The sequence below is a fragment of the Arthrobacter sp. ASL1 genome (genome assembly GCF_056680475.1).
This window is the reverse complement of sequence record NZ_CM155284.1, coordinates 1,655,321-1,675,978: the sequence shown is the minus strand read 5'-3', so window position 1 is coordinate 1,675,978 and position 20,658 is coordinate 1,655,321. Positions and strand designations below refer to the sequence as shown.

Genomic DNA, 20,658 nt, shown 5'->3' with positions numbered 1-20,658 from the left:
GAACGGCCATGCCGCTCACTTCTTCGGCCCACGTGGATACCTACACGCGCGACCACCTTCCCCCCGCCGACCAGTGGCCGACGCTGGAGTTCACGCTCCCGGAACTGCAGTACCCCGAGCGGCTCAACGCGGCCACCGCGCTCATCGACGAGCCGACCGCGCGCTACGGGGCCGAGCGGCCCGCGCTGCGCACCCCCGAGGGGGAGGTGTGGACGTACGGGCAGCTGCTGCAACGTTCGAACCAGATCGCCCGCGTGCTCACCGAGGACCACGGGGTCGTCCCCGGCAACCGCGTGCTGCTGCGCGGGCCGAACAACCCGTGGATCGTCGCAGCCTGGCTCGGGGTCCTGAAGGCCGGAGCCGTCGCGGTGACCACCATGCCGCTGCTGCGCTCCCCGGAAGTCGCCTCGCTGATCCGGCTGACCCGGCCCACCGTCGCCATCACCGACCACCGGTTCGCCGACGAGATGCTCGCCGCCGCCGCCGAATCCGGACTACAGGTCGTGAACTACGGCTCCGACGCCGACGATGACCTGGTGGCCGCCTGCGCCGCCAAGCCCGGCACCTTCGAGAATGTCGACACCGCGGCCGACGACGTCGCCCTGCTCGGACCCACGTCCGGCACCACCGGCACCCCGAAGGTCACCATGCACTTCCACCGCGACGTGCTGGCCAACGCGGACACCTTTGCCCGCCACCTGCTCAAACCCACCCCGGACGATGTCTTCGCCGGGTCCCCGCCGCTGGCCTTCACCTTCGGGTTGGGCGGCCTGGTCGTCTTCCCGCTGTACTTCGGGGCCTCCGCACTGCTCACCGAGCGTGCCGCACCGGTCGAACTCGCCGAGCGTGCCGCCGAGGCCGGGGCCACCGTGCTGTTCACCGCGCCCACCGCCTACCGGGCCATCATCAAGGCGGGCCGGGCCGACCTGCTCTCCCGCCTACGCCTGGGCGTCTCGGCCGGGGAGCACCTCTCCCAGCAGACCTGGGAGGCCGTCGAGGAGGCCTCCGGACTGCGCCTGGTCGACGGCATCGGTGCCACCGAGATGCTCCACGTGTTCATCTCCGCCGCCGGGGACGACATCCACCCCGGCGCCGTCGGGGTGCCCGTGCCCGGGTTCCGCGCGACGATCCTCGACGCCGACGGCAACGAGGCGCCCGATGGGGAAGCCGGACGGCTCGGCGTCATCGGACCCACCGGCTGCCGCTACCTCGACGACGCCCGCCAGGCCAACTACGTCTGCAACGGCTGGAACGTCACCGGGGACACCTTCCTGCGCGACGCCGACGGCTACTTCGTCTACCAGGCCCGCTCGGACAACATGATCGTCTCCTCCGGCTACAACATCGGTGCGCCCGAGGTCGAGGCAGCCATCGACCAGCACGAGGACGTGCTGGAGAACGCGGTCGTCGCCCGGGCCGACGAAGAACGTGGATCCGTGGTCTGCGCGTTCATCGTCCTGCGCGAAGGCGTCGTCGGCGACGCCGCCAAGCGCCAGGAGATCCAGGACTTCGTCAAGGCCACCATTGCGCCCTACAAGTACCCGCGCGACATCCGGTTCGTCGACGAACTGCCCCGCAACCCCAGCGGCAAACTCCAGCATTTCCGGCTGCGCGAAACGCTGCAGGCCGACCAGACAGCACTTGCCGGCGCGAGCCAGGCCTAGAAAGGACAGCACCATGAAAATCGCCATCGTCGGTGGGGGCCCGGGCGGGCTCTACTTCGCCGCACTCATGAAGCAGCTGGACCCCGCACATGACATCACCCTCTTCGAACGCAACGCCGCGTCGGACACCTTTGGCTTCGGCGTCGTGTTCTCGGATGAAACGCTCGGCGGCATCGGCAACGCCGACCCCGTGGTCGCCGACTACATGTCCCGTCGCTTTGCCCGCTGGGCCGACATCGACATCCACTACCGCGGCGAGCAGATCACCGTCGGCGGGCAGGGGTTCGCGGCGATGAGCCGCAAGGAGCTGCTGCGGCTGCTCCAGCACCGCGCCGTCGAACTCGGCGTCGACGTCCGCTTCTCCACCCAGGCGCCTGATGTCGCCGAACTCGAGGCCACCCACGACCTGGTCCTGGCCGCCGACGGGATCAACTCCCAGATCCGGGCCCGCTACGCTGAGGACTTCGGCCCGACCCTGGACGTGCGCCGCAACAAGTACATGTGGCTGGGTACCGACCAGGTGTTCGAGGCGTTCAAGTTCTTCATCAAGGACACCGAGCACGGCACCATGCAGATCCACGGCTACCCGTTCTCCGAATCCGGATCCACCTTCATCGTCGAGATGCACGAGGACGTCTGGCATGCCGCCGGCTTCGACGCCACCGCCGATACGCCCTTGGGGTCGGGCGTCTCCGATGAGTACGCCGTGGAGAAGGTCCGCTCGATCTTCGCCGACGAGCTCGCCGGCCACGAGGTGTTGGCCAACAACTCCAAGTGGCTGAACTTCACCACCGTGCGCAACCGCAACTGGCACCGCGGCAACGTTGTCCTGCTCGGCGACTCGGCCCACACCGCCCACTTCTCCATCGGCTCCGGCACCAAGCTGGCCATGGAGGATGCCCTCGCCCTGGCCGCCTGCCTGCACGAACATGCCGGGATCCCCGCGGCGCTGGAGGCCTACGAGGCCGAACGGCGTCCCGTGGTGGAATCAACCCAGCGTGCCGCCCAGGCCTCGATGGAATGGTTCGAGTCGATCGGGCAGTACCGCGGGCAGGATCCGGTCCAGTTCGCCTTCAACCTGCTGACCCGCTCGCGTCGGATCACGCAGGAGAACCTGCGGATGCGTGACCCGGAATTCGCCCATCGCGTCGAGGAGCACTTCGCTTCCAGCCAGGGCCTGGAACAGGTCGCCCCGGCGATGTTCCAGCCGCACGCCATCGGCGGGCTGGAGCTGAAGAACCGCATCGTGGTTTCTCCCATGGACATGTACTCCGCCGAGGAGGGCGTGCCCACCGACTTCCACCTGGTCCACCTGGGCTCCAAGGCGCTCGGCGGTGCCGGGCTGGTCATGACCGAGATGGTCTGCGTCTCGCCCGAGGGGCGGATCACCCCCGGCTGCTCGGGCCTCTACACCGACGAGCAGACCCAGGCCTGGTCCCGGGTGGCCGACTTCGTGCACGGACGCTCCGGCGCCAAGCTCGGCGTGCAACTGGGCCACTCCGGCCGCAAGGGCTCGACCCGGCTGATGTGGGAGGGCATCGACCAGCCGCTCGCCGAGGACAACTGGGAGACGATCGCCCCCAGCGCCCTGCCCTACAGCCCGGAGAACACGACGCCCCGCGAAATCGACCGCGCGGGCATGGACCAGGTCATCGCCGACTTCGTCGCGGCCACCCGCCGCGCCAAGGACGCCGGCTTCGACCTGCTCGAGGTCCACGCCGCCCACGGCTACCTGCTCTCCGGTTTCCTCTCGCCGGTGTCGAACCAGCGCACCGACGAATACGGCGGCAGCCGCGAGAACCGGTTGCGGTTCCCGCTGGAGGTCTTCGACGCCGTCCGTGCGGCCTGGCCCGCCGACAAGCCGATGACCGTGCGCATCTCCGCCACCGACTGGATCGACGGCGGCAACACGGCCGACGACGCCGTGGAGATCGCCCGGGCCTTCATCGCCCACGGCGCCGCGGGCATCGACGTCTCCACCGGCCAGATCGACTCCGAGGAGAAGCCGGCCTTCGGGCGAAGCTACCAGACACCGTTCGCCGACCGGATCCGCCAGGAGGTTGCCGCCCCCGCCGGGGCCACGGTCATCGCCGTCGGCGCCATCTCCTCCTACGACGACGCCAACTCCATCCTGCTGGCCGGCCGTGCCGACCTGATTGCCCTGGGTCGGACCCACTTGTACGACCCACAGTGGACGCTGCACGCCGCCGCCGAACAGGACTACCGCGGCGACGGCGCCGAGTGGGTCGACCAGTTCCGCGCCGGCCGGCGCAAGCCGCCGAGCGCCCGTACCGACGCAGTCCGCCCCCGGCTGTCGCTGCTGCGCGAACCCGAACCGACCGATGATCCGCACCTGCGCTGGCAACCGAAGATCGCCGCGGCGGCACGGTAGGGACCACAGCAGCACGACGGCGGGGCACCCAGCCCCTGCCACGTGGCCCGCACTTTCTCCGGGAGGTGCGGGCCACACCGCTGTCCCGAGGCTACGATGAGTGGGTTTGAGCCAACCGATGCCAAAGGGGGACCACGGGGTGACCAAGCCGCTCCTCCAGGAGCTCATCATCACGCTGTACGGACTGTATGCGCCGGCTGGCCGGCTCCCGGTATCCGGTCTGGTGGGCCTGCTGGCCGATCTGGGCGTCGACGGGGGCGCGGCACGCTCCACCGTCTCCCGGTTGAAGTCCAAGGCCGTGCTGGAGCGCACGGATGGCACAGGGCCGGTGCGCTACAGCGTGTCCCCGGCGGTGCTGGACGGCTTCCACGCCGGCGACGAACGCATTTTCACCCCGCAACGCTCCGAACCCGGGGACCCGTGGGCGCTTGTCGTGTTCTCCGTTCCCGAGACCGAGCGCAGCAAGCGCTACGAGCTCCGCACCGAGCTGACCAGCCTGGGCTTCGGTTTCATGGCCAGCGGTGTGGCGATCGCCCCTGCAACGGTGCTCGACCAGGCCCTCGAACGGCTTGATGCCCGCGGCTTGACCCGCTACCTGGAGCATTTCACCGGGCAATATGGAAATGCGGACGCACTGCGTGAGCGCGTCGGGCAATGGTGGGATCTGGGCGATCTGGACGCCCAATACGCCGAATTCATCGCGGACTACGAGTCCTGCCTCCAGGAGTGGTCGACGCGCAGCGCAACGGCGCCCCACCTGGATGAGGCGGGACGCCGGGAGGCTTTTGCGCTCTATGTGCCGTTGTTGACCCGGTGGCGCCGCTTTCCCTATCGGGATCCGAACATCCCGCTGGAGCTGTTGCCCGTAGGGTGGCGGGCGCCGAGGGCGAAGATGCTATTCCTCCAATTGCACGGACTGCTCGCCAGGCCGGCACAGGATCACGCGGACCTGGTGCTCGACCCGTCGTCGTAACGGCCGACGGCAGCGATGCCGTCCGTCCAGCGCAGCACTGTCACCCAATGCCCGCCCGCGGGGTCGATCACCTCGAGGTGGCCGAGCCGATCGGGGAGCAGCGCCGTCACGCCGACCCCCGCGTCCCATGCGGCCACGAGGTAGTCCAGGGTGTGTCGGACCGGGACGCGGGCGTCATCGGCGCCGTGAACGACGAGCGTGGGTCGGGCGTTGGTGAGACGGGCAATGGGGGAGGCGCCGGCATAGCGGACGGGGTCCTGTGCCGGGGTGGCGCCGAAGTACTCCTCTGCGGCCCCATCACCCAGATGCTCGGCGTGTGTGCGGGCGGCGTCGGTGACCGGTGCCAGGGCGACGACGGCGTTCACCGGATCCCCGGCCAGGAGGGCCAGCTCGCCGCCCACGGAATGTCCCAGGGCCACCAGTGGGCCCTCCAGATTCTGGCTGGCCACCAGGGCGCAGGCGGCCCGGACATCGGCCAGGGGAGTCGGCCAGGGCCCCTCGGGCCCGCGCCGGTATTCGACGTTGGCCACGTTCCATCCGGCGTCGAGCAGGGGCCGGATCAGCGGGTCCATGAGCGCCAGGGTATGTGCCGGGCGCCAGTATCCGCCGTGCACCAGCACGAACGTTCCCCTGGCGGGGGCATCGGCCCGGACCAAGGCGACGTGCTGGTCCGGGTGCGGCCCGTAGGGCAGGACGTCGGATTGCGGCATGACGCCGAGCCTACGCTCCGGGGACGCTGCCGGCGGGGAGGAAGTCCACGCCCAGCAGTGCCGAACGGCGCACCACCTCGTCCGGGTCGGTGAGGTTGTGCAGCTGGTCGAACAGCTCGCTGAGCTGGCCGGCGGGACTGACCCAAAACAGTGCCTTGGCGGCGTCGTCCTGCTTGTTGTAGTAGGCATGCGGCAGTCCCATGGGCATCCGAACGGTGTCGCCGGGGCCCGCAGTGGTCCATTCGCCGTCCAGGTAGAGCGTGTAGCTGCCCTCGAGCACCAGGATGTGTTCGTGCTGCGTGGGGTGGATATGCGGGGGGACGCCGGTTCCACTGGGATCAAGGGACATCCAGGCGAAGCTCGAGGCGCTTTCGACCTTGGCCAGATAGGTGTGGCCCAGCACGTTCCAGGTCTTGTTGCCGAAGGCCTCCCCGGCCAGCGTGATGCCCTTGGGCAGGTCGCCGACGATGATTTCTTCCTGTTGGACATCCATGGTGTGTTCCCTTCGTCGTGGGCGGCCATCCGACACCGCTGTTGCCACACAGCATGGCAGGAAGAAAACAAACATGCAATAGGTCTTGCGATCGTCAATTTCGATCCATATGATGGGCGTCACATCCGGCCTCATCATTCGTTCCGCCGTATCGGCCGCCGAGACCGGGTCGCCGACTGAGAATCCCATCCATTGAGCTGAAGGGCCATTCCATGAGCAACAACCAGCACCAGGGCATGAGCGTTCATGCCCTCGGAACCGGAGGGGGTCCCATCGTCTCGGGCACCCGCGCCGGGACCAGCACGGCCATCCGGGTCGACGGCGCCACCTACGTGATCGACTGCGGCATGGGAAGCATCCGCAACTACCGTTCCTCCTGTGCCTGGGGGGAATTGCGCGGGATCTTCCTGACCCACCACCACTCTGACCACGTCTACGACCTGGGCTCGTTCCTGGTCACCGGGTGGCAGGTACCGGGGGAGAGCTTCTCCCGGCGGATTCCCGTCCACGGGCCGGGCCGACCGCCGCGCATCCCGGCGGAGGACGAAGCACATGCCCGCCAGGTCGACGCCCGAACGGCCGGGCGCTCCATGGTCGGGACGAAGGATATGGTGGATGCCCTGCTGGACCAGGTGTTTGCCTCCGACATCGCCATCCGGATGGCCGACGAGGGCCGCAACGACCCGCATGAGTGGGTCAGCGGGCACGACATCGAGATCCCCTCCACCGCCGCGGCCGACCCCGTCCACGCCCGCCATCCCTTGATGGAGCCCTTCGAGGTCTACCGGGACGAGCTGGTCACCGTCAGCGCCATCCTCGTGGACCACCGCCTCTGCTTCCCGGCCTTCGCCTTCCGCATCGACAGCGAGTACGGCTCCGTCGTCGTCTCGGGCGACACCGCGCCGTCCGCGAACCTCGTCCGGTTGGCCCGCGGCGCCGACCTGCTGCTGCATGAGGTCATGGACCTGGACGCCATCCTGGCCACCTTGCCGGAGGGCCCCGCGCGCGCCGGCATCGAAGTTCACCTGCGCGAGTCCCACACCCCCTACGACCAGGTGGGGAGCATCGCCCGGCAGGCCGGGGTGGGGCGGCTGGTCCTGCACCACATCGTCCCCAACACCCCTGGCGCGGCCGACACCCGGAGGATGGCCGCCGTCGCCGCGGCGGACTTCGGCGGGCCCGTCGTGGTGGCCGAGGACAATAACGAGTTCACGGTCGGCGGGTCCGTTCCCGCCGCCGATCGCGGCTTGGTCGAGGTGATGGGAGCATGACCGCCCCGTCGACACATCAGACAACGCCCGAGCCGCTGCCCCCGTACACCCTGCGTGCGGCAGTCGCGAATGGCCGCATGAACCGGCGCGCCTGGGTCGTGACGGGGATGCTGGTGGTCTTCCAGATCATCAACTTCGCCGACAAGGCCGTCCTCGGCCTGGTCGCCGAACCGGCGATGCGGGAACTGCAGCTTTCGGCCGGCCAGTTCGGTTTCATCGGCAGCGCCTTCTTCTTCCTGTTCGCGATCTCGGCCGTCGCCGTCGGATTCCTGGCCGGAAAGGTCCAGACGCGCTGGATCCTGCTGGTAGCCGGCATCGGTTGGGCCGTCCTGCAGTTCCCGATGCTGTTCGGCGGCGGCGCGGCCATACTGCTGGTCACGCGCATTCTTCTGGGTGCCGCCGAGGGCCCGGCAACACCGATCACCCTCCAGCACGTCCATGGCTGGTTCCCGGCCAAGGAACGCGGTCTGCCCAGCAGCATGGTGGCCATCGGCTCGACGATGGGCCCCATCATCGCCGCACCCATTCTCGCCTGGGTCATCTCGCACCCGGACCTGGGGTGGCGTTGGGCGTTTGGTTTCCTGGGCATCGTCGGACTGGTCTGGTCCGCGGCGTGGTTTCTGCTTGGCCGGGACGGCCCCTACAGCCACCTGGGCGCCAAACCCGATGCCGGGGCGGCTCCCACGCCGACGCCCGCGGCGGCGTCACCGGCCACTGAACCGACGGACACCCCGGTGGTACCGGCGCCGAACGGGGAAAACACGCGGGGCAGTGTGGCGGACTTCTCCGACAAGCTCGGCATCGTGCCCATCAAGCGCATCATCGGCAGCCGGATGTTCATCGTCGCCGTCCTCGCCGGAGCCGGCTGTTTCTGGGCCCAAGGGTTCCTGACCACCTGGTCACCCAAGTACCTTTCCGCCGTCGTGGAACTGTCCCCGGAGGCCATCGGCCTGGTCTCCACATTCCCGTGGGTCATCGGTGCCCTCGCGCTGCTCATCCTGGGTTACGCATCCCGCTTCCTCATGCGCCGCGGCGTCACCGTGAGGTGGGCGCTGGGTGCCCTTTTCGGCACCACCCTGCTGGTCTCGGGCGTCTGCTTCATCGTGCTTCCCCACGTCGAGGGCCCCACGGCCGTCGCCGTCCTGACCGTTGGCGCGGGACTGGCGATGATCTACCCGCTGGCGCCGACCGCCGTGGCCTTCAGCGTCTGCTCACGCCAACGGGCCGCAGTCATGGCCACGCTGACCGGATTCGCTTCGATCGGCGGTGTCATTGCGCCCTTCATGGTCGGGCTGCTCATGGACGGGGCCGGGTACGTGCCGACGCCTAAGGGCCAGCCCGTGCCGGCGGCCATGGTCGACGCGCTGACCCATGGCATGAACAGCTCGTTCTGGATCGTCGGCATCTACCTGCTGGTTGTCGGCGCAGCCAGCGTGCTGCTGCTCAATCCAGACAGCACGGCCCGTCGACTACAGCGGTTCTCCTACCACGGCTGATCACCCGGCACGGGGACTCCCGGGCGGACACCGAAATCACCGGTGCCCGCCCGGGCTTGTGTGCAACGGCACGCGCCGCGATGGGCCACTTACCAGCGGGTACCCGGGGCGGGGGGCTACCGTGGGAAGACGGCAGGTTCGTTGGACGAACCCTGCCGGTTTCGACGACACGACCACGCCGGGGAGGAACTCGCAGCATGCTGTTCACGATCATCGCAAATCTCATCGCCTTGGGTGCGGTCGGCGCCTTGGTGTCCGCCGTCGTCAAGAAGGACCGCGCGAGCCACGACGACGCCAAGCCGGGCACCGGCCCGGAGACCGAGGGCCGCGAAAACCAGGGAACGACGGCGGGGCGCAGCGCCTGACGCCGTAGGCTGGCTCCCGTGACCATCGACCAGGCCCTGCTCTCCTTTGCCGTCGTCGCCGCCTTGCTGACCATCATCCCGGGACTCGACACCGTGCTGGTGCTGCGCTCCTCCATCAGCCAGGGCCGCCTGCACGGATACGCGACCGCGTTGGGCATCAACGCCGGCGCCATGGCCTGGGGCATCGCCGCGGCCGTCGGCGCCTCGGCCCTGCTGGCCGCCTCGGAAACGGCCTTCACCGCGCTCAAGCTCGCCGGCGCCCTCTACATGGCGTGGCTGGGAGCGACGATGCTCTGGCGTTCTTTCAGCCGCAAGCCCGCCACGGTCGTTTCCGCTCAGCCCGCCTCCACCGGACGCGGAGGCCTGCTGGTGTCGTGGGCCAAGGGAGCCGGGACGAACCTGCTCAACCCCAAGGTCGGGGTCTTCTACATCGCGATGATCCCGCAGTTCATCCCCGACGGGGCCTCCACGCTGCTGATGGGCGTCGCGCTCGCCGGCGTGCACAACCTGCTCGGGCTCATCTGGTTCTCGCTGATCATCAATGGCACGCACCTGGTACGCGGGACGTTCCAGCGTCCGGGATTCATCCGCTGGACCGACCGCGTGACCGGCACCGCCCTCATCGGGTTCGGCACCTCGCTGGCCGTCACGAGCCACTGACCGGGGCCGGTGCCGCCGACCCCGAAACGTTACCCGCGACATGGCCGCGAACAGCACGCCGGTGCCATATGATTCTCCCAGCTGGTGGCGGCAACGCACCCGGCACCGTGCATATTGGGGGAGCCCCGGCTCCGTGGGAGAAGGGGCTGCCATGCGCAGGTCACCCGTTGTCGTTGCCCTGCTGGCCGTCCTGTCGGCGAGCCTGGTCGTGGCGCTGGGCACCGGCCCGGCGGTCGCCACCGCACCCACCGGACTGCCGTTCGGCAGCGTCCAACCGGCCGCCGCGCGAACCCCCGCCCTGTCGCTGTCCTCGGTCTCGCCGAAGCATCAGATCACCAAGTACTTCACGATCCGCGGCACCACCCGCACCGGGGACCGCGTGCTGCTCCAACGCAGGTCCGGCAAGACGTGGGCCACCGTCTCCACCCGCACGCTCGCACACCCGGCCACCAGCACGCGGGCCGGCTACCGGTTCAAGCGCGAGGGCTCGGCCAGCTTCCGCGCCGCCGTCGTCCGTGCGGGCAAGACCGTCGCCGCCACGGCCACCCGGGCGGCCACCTACCAGCGCGTATCCACCGAGGCCTGGACCAACGCCGTGGACAACCGCCTGTTCACCCGCATCGGAGGCCGGATCGCCGCCGGGGAGCGCACCACGGACACCGTCGTCGTCTTCGGCCAGTTCAGCCGCCGCACCATCTCGCTGCAGGTGCTACGCGGCACCAAGTGGACCACGATCGCCCGCCGCACCACCTCGGCACCCGGCTACGGCACCGCCCGGTTCTCGACCCCCGCCACCACCGCCACGGTGACCCGCAAGTACCGCTACCAGGTCTCGGGCACGACGGCGGAGCGCGGCATCACCTCGCGCGTCACCACGGTGCGCCACATGAACCCGCGGGACTACCGCGGTGCGGTCCGCACCGCCTACACCTACATGAAGCGCTATTGCCCGCGCCAGGTCATCACCCTGTCCTCCAACCCGCGGCAGGACACCAGCTACTCCACCTACCCCAACATGCAGATCGAGCTCGCCCGCACGCTCACCCCCGGCAAGACGATGCAGTACATCGCCCTGCACGAATGCGCGCACATCCGCACCTTCAAGGTCTACGGCGACTCCATCGACGCCGGGGAGAAGCGGTTGGACAAGATCTACGGCAGGGGCAACGGCGTCGAGATGGTCGCCGACTGCATGGCCTACCGGATGGGCGCGGACAAGCGCTACGGAGGCTCCTACACGACCCGCTGCTCGGGCACCCGTGGGACCGCGGCGCAGAAGGTGCTGTCCGGCAAGAAGGCGTAGCCGGACCCCGGCGCAACTGTCTCAGGGATCTCAACAGGAAAAAACGTTCCGTCCGCTGGCGCGAACCCGAACTGCCGGTCATCGACGCGATCATCGGACGGGCGGCCCGGCAGGTGGTGAACGCCCTGCGCCCCGGGTGGCTGAATGGGTAGGGGCATACGCGCGACGTTGTCGGCACGGGCTACTTTCCGCAATACTCGTGTGGCGCCGAATGCGGCGCCGTAGCCGGCCCGAAGGGAAATGTCGTGGAAGGACTGGAGATCACCGTCCTGTTGGGCCTGTCCGTTCTGGTGGGCGCCGCACTTGCCCCCCGACTGCGGGTCGCGGCACCCCTGCTGCTGCTCGCCTGCGGATTGCTGCTGGGCTTCGTCCCGGATCTGCGGGACATCGAGCTGCCGCCGGAGACCGTGCTGCTGCTCTTCCTGCCGGTCATGCTGTTCTGGGAGAGCCTGACCAGCTCGCTGCGCTCCATCAGGCGCGAGATCCGGGGCATCGTGTTGTTGAGCACCCTGCTGGTCGTCGTGACGGCCTGGGCGGTTGCCGTCGTCGCCCACCTGATGGGGCTGCCATGGGAGGCGGCGCTGATCCTCGGGGCGGCCGTCGCGCCGCCGGACGCCACCGCCGTGGCGGCGTTGGGCCGCCTGATGCCGCAGCGGAACTTCATGCTGCTCAAGGCCGAAAGCCTGACCAATGACGGCACGGCGCTGGTCGTGTATTCGGTGGCGGTCGGCATGGCTGTGGGAGGCCACTACTCGCCCTGGGACGTGACGGGGCTGGTCCTGCTGTCCTACGTCGGCGGCATCGCGGCGGGCGCTGCCATCGCCGGACTCGCCTACCTGGTCATGCGACGGATGCGTGAATCGTTGACGATCAACATCGCCTTGCTGCTGGTTCCCTTCGCCGCCTTCCTGGCCGCGGAAGCGATCCATGCTTCCGGCGTGCTCGCCGTCGTGGCGGCCGGACTCGTCGTCTCCTTCGCGTCACCCCACATCAGCACCGCGGCGTCGCGCCGTCAGACGGAATCGGTCTGGCCGCTGGGATCGTACCTGCTCAACGGGTCGCTGTTCGTCCTGGTGGGACTGCAGGTCCAGGCGGTCGCGCGCGACATCGCGGCCGCAGAGATCGGGTGGCTCGCCGTGGTCATCATTGCCGTCTGGCTGACGCTGCTGCTGGTTCGCTTCATCTTCCAGACCCTCGCCATCATGCTCACGCGCCTCATCGACCGCCGGGAACCCCACCACCAGCGGCGCATGAGTTACCGGGCCAGGATCGTCAGCACCGTCGCGAGTTTCCGCGGGGCCATTTCCCTGGCCATCGCCCTTTCGGTTCCGCTGGTGGACAACGCCGGGGCACCGCTGGCCGGCCGTGCCGAGATCGTGTTCGTCACCGCGGGAGTCGTCGTCCTCACGCTCCTGGTCCAGGGGCCCCTGCTGCCGGTGGTGGTCCGGTGGGCCCGGCTTCCAACCGACACCGCGGGGGAGGAGGAACTGCGGCTCGCCCAGCGGGAAATCACCAGCGCCGCCCTCGCCGCCATCGACGAGCTCGCGGTCGAGCACCACGTCAGCGCCGGTGTGCGGGACCGGATCCGGCGAGACAACGACGAGCATCTCGAACTCACCAATGCCCTGGAGAAAGCCGAGGCGGCACTCCGGGACGGCGAATCGACCGCGGGGGCAGATCACCTCATCGCGGGCCCGGACCCGATCCCCGCGGACGCCGCCTCCCGGTCCGCCGCGACGGCACGGCACTTGGAGCACACGAACCTGCAACTCGCCCTGATCGAGCGCAAGCGGGACGTGCTGCTGCGGCTGCGCCGTGACGGGGCGGTTGACGATCTGGTGGCCCGGGAGCTCCAAACCCGGTTGGACGTGGAGGAACTTCGCCTGACCGGCGCAGATCCGATCGACTGACGACGGGAAACCCGCCCTCGGTTCAGGTCCGGTCGGAGAGCCGGGTCGCCAGCAGGGTGCCGACCGTGAACGCCAGCGTCGAGGCCAACACCAGCAGCAGCGGTGCCGTCCACCCGCCGGTGAGCGTGTTCAGCCAACCGGCCAGCGGCGGGGCGGCGGTCGCCGCGAGATAGCCGCCGCCCTGGATGCGCGCCGAGGCGAAGGCGGCCTCCGCGTCGCTGTGCGAGATCCGCGGGATGACCGAGAAGATCGCGGTGAACCCGCCGCCCTGGGCGATGCCGCCGATGATCGACCAGATGATGAAGGCCTGCGGTGCGGCCAGCAGGCCCACCGGCAGGATGATCCACAGCACGGCGATGACCGCCCCGGCGACCCAGAGCCGGGTCCGCGCCGCCACCAGTGGCACCCCGAAGGCCCCGACGATCGCCGCGACCTGGAACAACGATGCCGAGGCGCCGGAGGAGGATGGAGCCAGCCCGCGCGTCTCGGTCAACAGCAGCGGCAGCCACGCCGTGGTCGCATAATAGGCGGCCGACTGGCCGCAGAACGCGAAGACCAGCAGTGCCACGATCCGCCGGGTGTGCGCCTTCTGGGCCGCGGTTCGCTCCGGGACCGGCGGCGGTGCAGGGGTCCCGGCAGAGCCGGCGGTGGCCACGGCGTCGGGCGCGGCGGCGACGGCGGGTGCGCTCCGGCGTCGTACCAGCCAATAGACCAGCCCGATCGCGGTGATGAGGGACCATGCGGCGATCGCCCAGCGCCAGCCGGCGAATCCGGCCAGCGGGGCGGTGCCCAGCAGCACGGCCATTGATCCGACGTTCATGGTCGCCGAGTAGGCGCCGGTGACCGCGCCGACCTTGTTCCACGCCACATCGCGGCGGATCAGCACCGGCACGGCGATGTTGCCCAAGGTCATGGCCGCACCGATGAGCGCGGTGCCGGCCAGCACGACCACGGCGGGGCCGGTCGACCGGATCAGCGTGCCGGCCAGGATGCCGGCCAGGCAGAGCGCGACGGTGGTTTCGGGGCCATGCCGGCGGATCGTGCGGGTGGCCAAGGGGGTGGCGATCGCGAAGAGGAGCACCGGCAAACCGGTCAGCAGCCCGGCGCCAGCGGCCGAGAGGCCGGTGCCCTCGCGGATCTGCGCGATCACCGCGGTCGGCGCGATGATCGGCGCGCGCAGGCTCAACGCCACCATGACGATCCCGGCGATCACCCACGGCAGCGCGGAACGCCCACCCGCCCGCGTCATGCTTCGGCCCCCGCGTGGGTCGGGTGGAAGCGCTCACGCGTGGCGAACAGGGCGCCGCCGGCCAACAGCGAGCACCCGATCAGGACCAGTCCGAGCGGCACGGCGCTGGTCCCGCCGCCGATGCCGCCGAGCGGGGAGACGATGGCGCCCATCGTGAACTGGGCCCCGCCGAGCCAGGCGGAGCCGCTGCCGGAGACGTGGCGGACCTCCGCCAGGGCCAGCGAGGTGGTGTTGCCCATGACGAAGCCGATGCAGCAGGTCGTGAGGAAGATCAGTGCCGCCAGCGTCCAGCCGGGCGCCCCGAGCAGCGCGCAGAGCGTGAACGCCACGGCAGCACACACCAGGGTGGTCACCGCTGCGGTGACGGTGCGCCGCAGGGGGATGCGGGTGGCCAGCCGGGCGGAGACGAGCCCGCAGGCCAGCATGCCCAGCGCGTTGGCGCCGAACAGCAGCGCGAACACGGTGGGGGAGAGCCCGAGAATGCCCTGGTAGATGAACGGTGACGCCGAGATGTAGCCCATGAGTATCCCGAACGAGGCCCCGAACAGCACGATGTAGCCGACGAACCGGCGGTGCCGGATCGCCTCGGCGAGGCCGCCGAAGAGGTGTCCGGTCCGTCGGCGCTCCACCGGCAGCGTCTCGCGGACCTGCCACAGCGCGCCGAGCAGCATCAGCACCGCCATGACGGTGATCGCCCACAGCACCGCCCGCCACCCGGCTGCGGTGAAGATGAGGCTTCCGACGTTCGGGGCCAGGGCCGGGGCCACGCCGGAAATGGTCATCATGATGCTGAACAGCCGGGCCGCCTGCCCGCCGACGGCGTGGTCGGAGACCACGGCACGCGAGAGCACGACGCCGGCTGCCGCACTGACGCCCTGCAGGAACCTGGCACCGATCAACAGTTCGATGGTGGGTGCCAGCGCGACGGCCACGGAGGAGAGCACGAAGACCGTCGAGCCGATGAGCAGCGGGCGGATCCGCCCGAACCGGTCCGAAAGCGGGCCGAAGAACAACTGGCCGGCACCCATGCCCAGCAGGAACCCGGTCAGGGTCAGCTGGATCGTCGAGGCGCCGACGTCGAACTCGCGGGCCATCTCGGGGAAGGCCGGCAGGTAGAGGTCGGTGGCGACCGGACCGGCCATCGTGAGCAGGCCCAGGGCGACCAGCAGCAGCGGCGGGAAACGGGTGGGTTCGCCCTGAGCTGGGGTCATTCGGCTCGCGGGCATGGGTTCGATGCTATCGCCGACCGCTGCGCGTGGCATCTTGGCGGCGGCGTGTGACGGTATGACTCGTTCGCGCGGCCCGTTCTACGCGACGGAGGCCGAAAGCCGTTCCCCAGTGAAGTACCTCGAGTGGGTCTTCTTGATCGTTTCCACTGAGTTGCTGTTGAGGGAAACAATCTCCCAGTTTCCGTCGGTGCGATCGCGTTCACGACGCAGGCGCTCGGCCAAGGCCAGTTGTGGGCCGTCCTGGCCTTCAAACGCCGTCACTCGTCGTTCACGAGTATTCCGGTTGTACTCGATGAGAAAACCTGACATCAGTTGTTCCCTTCACGACGCGGCATGGATTCAAAGGCGGTGCGAAGTGTTCCGCAGACGTCTAATACAGATTGTTCCTGTTGCATGACGTACTGACGTTCATCTTCGATCTTCAGCATACTGTCATTCGGGGCATGTCGGGCGTCGACCAGCGCGTCGGACACTTCCGCTAGTTCTCGTTCCCTCCGGTCCAACAGATTCCGCTTGTTTTCGATCTCACCGATTTGGGCCGAGAGCTTGTGGAGGGCGGTGACCGTTTGTCGGGAAGTAGAGCCCTGCGGCAGTTCGCCATATCTGATTTTCCGTCCGAGCGTGTCAGCCGCTGATTCGTACATGTTCGCCCACATGCCTTGGAGGTGGGTGCGAATTTGGATCTCCACCCGGGCAGGAAGTCTCAGCCAGACATGAACTGCACGATACCCACTGTGAGGCGACTCCCTCATGTCCCGTATTGCATCTTCTCTACGTTCATTGAACATGCCGGCAACAGCTTCTGCGACGCTGTCCTGCTCATCGAGGGACATTTCGGCCTCGAAGCGCACTCCGGCGATGTCCTGAACACTCTGAAGTGGCGTTGCGGGGTCACGCTGAAGTTTCTGGCGGAGAGTGTCGATGGTCTTTGGACGGGAGGTGACTTCGGGGGTTCTCGTGCCAAGTAGCGGTTCCCAGTCCAAATAGTCCAGTCGGGTTTGCGCGGATATGGCTAGCCCATTGAAGTAGGACATGACAGCGTCGTAAGACGGATTATTGTCGTACCCGGAGCTTCCTTCGCGGATCCTGGAGCCGAGGAGCCGCAGTTGACTGTTGGACCACGGGGGCTTCTCCATGACGACATGCTACGTGGGCATTGGCCATCATCAAGTCTTACGTGCGAAATCAGTCCATTGACCGGACGCTCCCGAAGCGTGAAAGTAGAGGATTCACATGAATGACGTCGTCCTCATTCCCGGAACCCTCATGCCGCCGTCGTGCTTTGATGCGGTGGCGATGCCGGACGGTGCTACTGCGACGTTCCTGGACTGGATGGACTCTGTCCGGCCCTGCGGTCTGGACGCCACGGTCGCCCACGTCATCGCGCAGCTCAACGCCGGGGCTCCGACGATCCTGGTCGGCCACTCGACCGGCGGCGCCATTGCCGCGCTGGCGGCGCTGAACCGCCCGGACCTCGTCGCGGGGCTCGTGCTCATCAACTCGGGGCCCAACATGGTCGGGCATGGGGCCGTGGAGGTAATGCTGGAGCGGCTGACCGGCCCCACGGATGATGCGATGTGGGAGGAGTTTGCGCGCAAGAACGTCCCGGCCGGCGGCCCGGAGGAATGGATCCGCGCCATGGTCGACTATGGCCGGCGCATCGGTGGGCCGCAGGCTGCCGCCATCCTCGCCGACCAGGCGGCCACCAATTTGTTGCACTGGTCGCCCTTGCCGGATCTGCCGGTCGAAGTGGTCCACGGGGTGCTGGACAGCAAGCGGTCCGTCGACGATGCGCGGGCCTGGTCGAGGGTTTTCCCCACGGCCCGGGTTGCCGAGCTTGAGGGCTGCGGTCATACCCCGCCGTTGGAGCGGCCGGAAGCCGTGGCCGCTGCCATCCAGCGACTGGTCGGGCGGATCCTCGTCGCCACCGCCTGAGTCAGTGCGTCCCGGCGCACTCTGTGTCCGTAACGATCATGCGTGTTTCGAACCGGGTCTTGCCAACTACCTATGAACATAGTTAGCCTGTGGTCCACACCACAACTAACTATCAACGTAGATAGTCTTCCGAGTCGACAACCGCCGCGGAGACTCGAAGGGAACACCCGATGACCGCCGTCGCCACACCACGCATCGTCCCGGACACCGGCTCCGCAGGGTCCACCACCGCCAAGGTCTTCAACTACCCGCTCAACGCCTGGTACGTCGCGGCCTGGGACCACGAGGTGACGCGCAAGCCCATGGCCCGGCGCATTGCGGACAAGCCGCTGGCCCTCTTCCGCACCGAGGACGGGCGGGCCACCGCGCTCGCCGACGCCTGCTGGCACCGGCTGGCCCCGCTGTCGATGGGCAAGACGATCGGGGCGGACGGCATCCAGTGCCCGTACCACGGCATCGTCTACAACTCCGCGGGGCGCTGCATCTCCATGCCCGCCCAGGAGACCATCAACCCCAGCGCCACCGTCCCCTCCTACCCGGTGATCGAGCGCTACCGCTATGTGTGGGTGTGGCTCGGGGACCCGACCCAGGCCGATCCGGACCTGGTGCCGGACATGTCCCAGCTGGATTCCGAGGAATGGGCCGGCGACGGCGAGACCATCCACGCGGCGTGCAACTACCAGCTGATCCTGGACAACCTGATGGACCTCACCCACGAGGAGTTCGTCCACGCCTCCTCGATCGGCCAGGAGGAGCTCAGCGATTCCGAATTCGAAACCACCCACGACGGCAACCGGGTCACCGTCTCGCGCTGGATGTTCGACATCGACGCCCCTCCCTTCTGGCTGAAGAACATGCGCGACAAGTTCCCCGGCTTCACCGGCAAGGTCGACCGCTGGCAGATCATCCACTTCGAGGCGCCGGGGACCATCCGGATCGACGTCGGCGTGGCCAAGGCCGGCACCGGAGCGCACGACGGTGACCGCAGCCAGGGCGTCAATGGGTACGTCATGAACACCATCACCCCGGAATCGGACCGGACGTCGCACTACTTCTGGGCGTTCATGCGCAACTACCGGCTGGATAGCCAGCTGATCACCACCCAGCTGCGCGACGGCGTCCACGGGGTCTTCGGCGAGGACGAGGTCATGCTCAAGGCCCAGCAGGACGCCATCGACGCCAACCCGGACCACCAGTTCTACAGCCTGAACATCGATGCCGGCGGCATGTGGGTGCGCCGGATCCTGGAGAAGATGCTCGACGCCGAGGGCCGCCCGGCCGCGATCGCCCAGAAGTAGGGGAGGACGAACAGCCATGGCAGTGAACAACACCGAGGTCTGGCAGGGCGCGGTCGTCGCCGAGGTACGCGTCGTCGCGGCGGGCATCCGCCGCATCGAACTGGAACCCGAACGCCCAGTCTCCGCCGAGCCGGGGTCACACCTCGACCTCACCGTCCACATCGATGGGGAGCCGGCCACCCGCTCGTACTCCGTCGTCGAATCCCTCGACGGCGGGCGCCGCCTGGCGATCAGCGTCTTGCGGGCACCGGCCTCGCGCGGCGGATCGATCCACCTGCACACCCTGCAGGCCGGGGCCCGGCTGCGGATTACCCAGCCGATGCAGAACTTCCCCCTTCGCGTCGGCGCGCCACGCTACGTCCTGCTCGCCGGCGGCATCGGCATCACCGCGATCCTGCACATGGCCCGGGTGCTCCAGTCCATCCACGCCGACTACCGCCTGGTCTATGCCGGCCGCAGCCGGGACGCGATGGCCTACCTCAGCGAGCTCGAGGCCGAGCATGGCGACCGCCTCGCCGTCCATGTCGACGACGAGGGGACGGCCCTGCGGGTGCCCGATCTCATCGCCTCGGTGGACGCGTCGACCGAGTTGTACATGTGCGGGCCGATCCGGCTCATGGACGCCGTCCGCCGGGGCTGGGCCGACGCCGGCCTCGATGCCCCCAACCTGCGCTACGAGACGTTCGGCAACTCGGGCTGGTACGACCCGGAGGAGTTCACCGTGCGGATTCCCCGGCTGGGCGTCGAAGCGACCGTGGGTGCGGGCCGTTCGATGCTCGAGACCCTGGAGGATGCCGGCGTGGAGATGATGTCCGACTGCCGGAAGGGCGAGTGCGGCCTCTGCCAGGTCAAGATCCTCGACCTCGACGGCGCCGTGGACCACCGCGACGTCTTCTACAGCAAGCGCCAGCAGGACGCGGGATCGCAGATGTGCGTGTGCGTTTCCCGGGTCGCCCGGCCTGCTACGGATGACGGGCCCGAAGCCGGTGAGGCGCCGGGATGTGCGCATCGCCCCGCCGTCGTCACCCTCGACGTCGGATAGCTGGTTCCCGCATGCTGCACATTCCCGTGACGTCGCCACCGCGCATCCGTAGCGTGGGGTGGGCATCCCCGGATGCGACAGATCATCTACGAGGAAGGTCGAACCGATGACCCAGAACGAACAGACCGCACGGCTGGCCGAACTGCTCCAGGGCGCCTCCATCGCCATGCTGACGACCGTCTCGCCCGAGGGCAAGCTCATCAGTCGGCCCATGGCCATCCAGGAAACCGAGTTCGACGGCGACCTCTGGTTCATCTTCTCCGAGGACTCACCGAAGGCCCAGCAGATCGAGGACGAGGCGGAAGTCAACGTCTCCTTCGAATCGAAGCACACCTGGGTATCCCTCTCGGGGCGCGGTCGCGTCGTCCACGACCGGGCCAAGCTGGAGGAAAACTGGAGCACCGCCGTCGACGCCTGGTTCCCGGACGGCATCGACACCCCCGGCGTCGCCCTGCTGAAGGTCGAGGCCGAATCGGCACAGTACTGGGAGGCCAAGGGCGGGCCGGTCAAGATGGCCACGGAACTACTCAAGGCCCGCGGTTCGGACCACCAACCGGACATCGGCCAGTCCAAGAAGGTCGAGCTGTAAGAGCCGACGCCCCGTCCCGACAGGGCGGAAGACCCCTTGACTTGCCGCGCCAAGGGGGCATTAATGTGGGAACCACTGT

The 20,658-nt window shown here is 68.5% G+C and carries 19 protein-coding genes; 13 read left to right on the top strand and 6 right to left on the bottom strand.

Features of this window, described 5'->3' with window-relative positions:
* The first annotated feature begins 8 nt into the window (after window positions 1-8).
* The 3 genes from AC1MEQ_RS07885 (at window position 9) to AC1MEQ_RS07875 (ending at window position 5,029) form a co-directional block, all read left to right on the top strand.
* Entirely contained in the window at window positions 9-1,664 is a 1,656-nt protein-coding gene (locus AC1MEQ_RS07885; RefSeq protein WP_479795499.1) for an AMP-binding protein, read from the top strand.
* Window positions 1,665-1,677: 13 nt separating this feature from the next.
* Window positions 1,678-4,056, top strand: a complete 2,379-nt coding sequence (locus tag AC1MEQ_RS07880; protein WP_479795498.1) for a bifunctional salicylyl-CoA 5-hydroxylase/oxidoreductase — start codon at window positions 1,678-1,680, stop codon at window positions 4,054-4,056.
* Window positions 4,057-4,195: 139 nt separating this feature from the next.
* Window positions 4,196-5,029, top strand: a complete 834-nt coding sequence (locus AC1MEQ_RS07875; RefSeq protein ID WP_479795496.1) for a PaaX family transcriptional regulator — start codon at window positions 4,196-4,198, stop codon at window positions 5,027-5,029.
* On the opposite strand, the gene AC1MEQ_RS07870 is transcribed toward AC1MEQ_RS07875, so the two are convergent.
* Window positions 4,996-5,739: an alpha/beta hydrolase gene (locus tag AC1MEQ_RS07870; RefSeq protein ID WP_479795494.1), complete on the bottom strand. Its 744-nt coding sequence runs from the start codon at window positions 5,737-5,739 to the stop codon at window positions 4,996-4,998. The two genes, AC1MEQ_RS07875 and AC1MEQ_RS07870, sit on opposite strands and share 34 nt — an antisense overlap.
* A gap of 10 nt (window positions 5,740-5,749) precedes the next feature.
* Window positions 5,750-6,232 carry a cupin domain-containing protein gene (locus AC1MEQ_RS07865; RefSeq protein WP_479795492.1) on the bottom strand — a complete coding sequence of 161 codons (483 nt, stop codon included), beginning with the start codon at window positions 6,230-6,232 and terminating at the stop codon, window positions 5,750-5,752.
* 212 nt (window positions 6,233-6,444) lie between these two features.
* Here AC1MEQ_RS07865 and AC1MEQ_RS07860 point away from each other — a divergent pair, with 212 nt between their 5' ends.
* From AC1MEQ_RS07860 to AC1MEQ_RS07835, 6 genes are all read left to right on the top strand, one after another.
* A complete protein-coding gene (locus tag AC1MEQ_RS07860) occupies window positions 6,445-7,503 on the top strand; it encodes an MBL fold metallo-hydrolase (RefSeq protein ID WP_479795490.1) in 1,059 nt (352 codons plus the stop codon).
* Window positions 7,500-8,999: an MFS transporter gene (locus AC1MEQ_RS07855; protein WP_479795488.1), complete on the top strand. Its 1,500-nt coding sequence runs from the start codon at window positions 7,500-7,502 to the stop codon at window positions 8,997-8,999. The genes AC1MEQ_RS07860 and AC1MEQ_RS07855 overlap by 4 nt, the downstream gene beginning before the upstream one ends.
* Before the next feature lie 197 nt (window positions 9,000-9,196).
* A complete protein-coding gene (locus AC1MEQ_RS07850; protein WP_479795486.1) occupies window positions 9,197-9,364 on the top strand; it encodes a hypothetical protein in 168 nt (55 codons plus the stop codon).
* 18 nt (window positions 9,365-9,382) lie between these two features.
* Window positions 9,383-10,024 (top strand): LysE family translocator, encoded by a 642-nt coding sequence (locus tag AC1MEQ_RS07845; RefSeq protein WP_479795484.1) that lies wholly within the window; start codon window positions 9,383-9,385, stop codon window positions 10,022-10,024.
* Between the two features lie 151 nt (window positions 10,025-10,175).
* Window positions 10,176-11,327, top strand: a complete 1,152-nt coding sequence (locus tag AC1MEQ_RS07840; RefSeq protein WP_479795483.1) for a hypothetical protein — start codon at window positions 10,176-10,178, stop codon at window positions 11,325-11,327.
* 245 nt (window positions 11,328-11,572) lie between these two features.
* The gene (locus tag AC1MEQ_RS07835; RefSeq protein WP_479795481.1) at window positions 11,573-13,237 is read left to right on the top strand and encodes a Na+/H+ antiporter; all 1,665 of its coding nucleotides are present in this window, start codon (window positions 11,573-11,575) and stop codon (window positions 13,235-13,237) included.
* Window positions 13,238-13,259: 22 nt separating this feature from the next.
* On the opposite strand, the gene AC1MEQ_RS07830 is transcribed toward AC1MEQ_RS07835, so the two are convergent.
* The 4 genes from AC1MEQ_RS07830 to AC1MEQ_RS07815 form a co-directional block, all read right to left on the bottom strand.
* Window positions 13,260-14,486: an MFS transporter gene (locus tag AC1MEQ_RS07830; protein WP_479795479.1), complete on the bottom strand. Its 1,227-nt coding sequence runs from the start codon at window positions 14,484-14,486 to the stop codon at window positions 13,260-13,262.
* Window positions 14,483-15,712, bottom strand: coding sequence for a multidrug effflux MFS transporter (locus AC1MEQ_RS07825; RefSeq protein ID WP_479795477.1), 1,230 nt, complete (start codon window positions 15,710-15,712; stop codon window positions 14,483-14,485). Before AC1MEQ_RS07825 ends, AC1MEQ_RS07830 begins: the two co-directional genes overlap by 4 nt.
* A gap of 81 nt (window positions 15,713-15,793) precedes the next feature.
* Window positions 15,794-16,024: a hypothetical protein gene (locus AC1MEQ_RS07820; protein ID WP_479795475.1), complete on the bottom strand. Its 231-nt coding sequence runs from the start codon at window positions 16,022-16,024 to the stop codon at window positions 15,794-15,796.
* Window positions 16,024-16,851, bottom strand: coding sequence for a hypothetical protein (locus AC1MEQ_RS07815; protein WP_479795473.1), 828 nt, complete (start codon window positions 16,849-16,851; stop codon window positions 16,024-16,026). Before AC1MEQ_RS07815 ends, AC1MEQ_RS07820 begins: the two co-directional genes overlap by 1 nt.
* A 97-nt stretch (window positions 16,852-16,948) precedes the next feature.
* Between AC1MEQ_RS07815 and AC1MEQ_RS07810 the strand changes: the two genes are divergently transcribed.
* The 4 genes from AC1MEQ_RS07810 (at window position 16,949) to AC1MEQ_RS07795 (ending at window position 20,579) form a co-directional block, all read left to right on the top strand.
* The gene (locus tag AC1MEQ_RS07810) at window positions 16,949-17,650 is read left to right on the top strand and encodes an alpha/beta fold hydrolase (RefSeq protein WP_479795471.1); all 702 of its coding nucleotides are present in this window, start codon (window positions 16,949-16,951) and stop codon (window positions 17,648-17,650) included.
* A gap of 170 nt (window positions 17,651-17,820) precedes the next feature.
* On the top strand, window positions 17,821-18,948 hold the full coding sequence (locus AC1MEQ_RS07805; protein ID WP_479795469.1) for an aromatic ring-hydroxylating dioxygenase subunit alpha: 1,128 nt from the start codon (window positions 17,821-17,823) through the stop codon (window positions 18,946-18,948).
* A 16-nt stretch (window positions 18,949-18,964) separates the two neighbouring features.
* Window positions 18,965-19,990 (top strand): PDR/VanB family oxidoreductase, encoded by a 1,026-nt coding sequence (locus tag AC1MEQ_RS07800; protein WP_479795467.1) that lies wholly within the window; start codon window positions 18,965-18,967, stop codon window positions 19,988-19,990.
* Window positions 19,991-20,096: 106 nt separating this feature from the next.
* Window positions 20,097-20,579: a pyridoxamine 5'-phosphate oxidase family protein gene (locus tag AC1MEQ_RS07795; RefSeq protein ID WP_479795465.1), complete on the top strand. Its 483-nt coding sequence runs from the start codon at window positions 20,097-20,099 to the stop codon at window positions 20,577-20,579.
* Window positions 20,580-20,658: the final 79 nt, after the last annotated feature.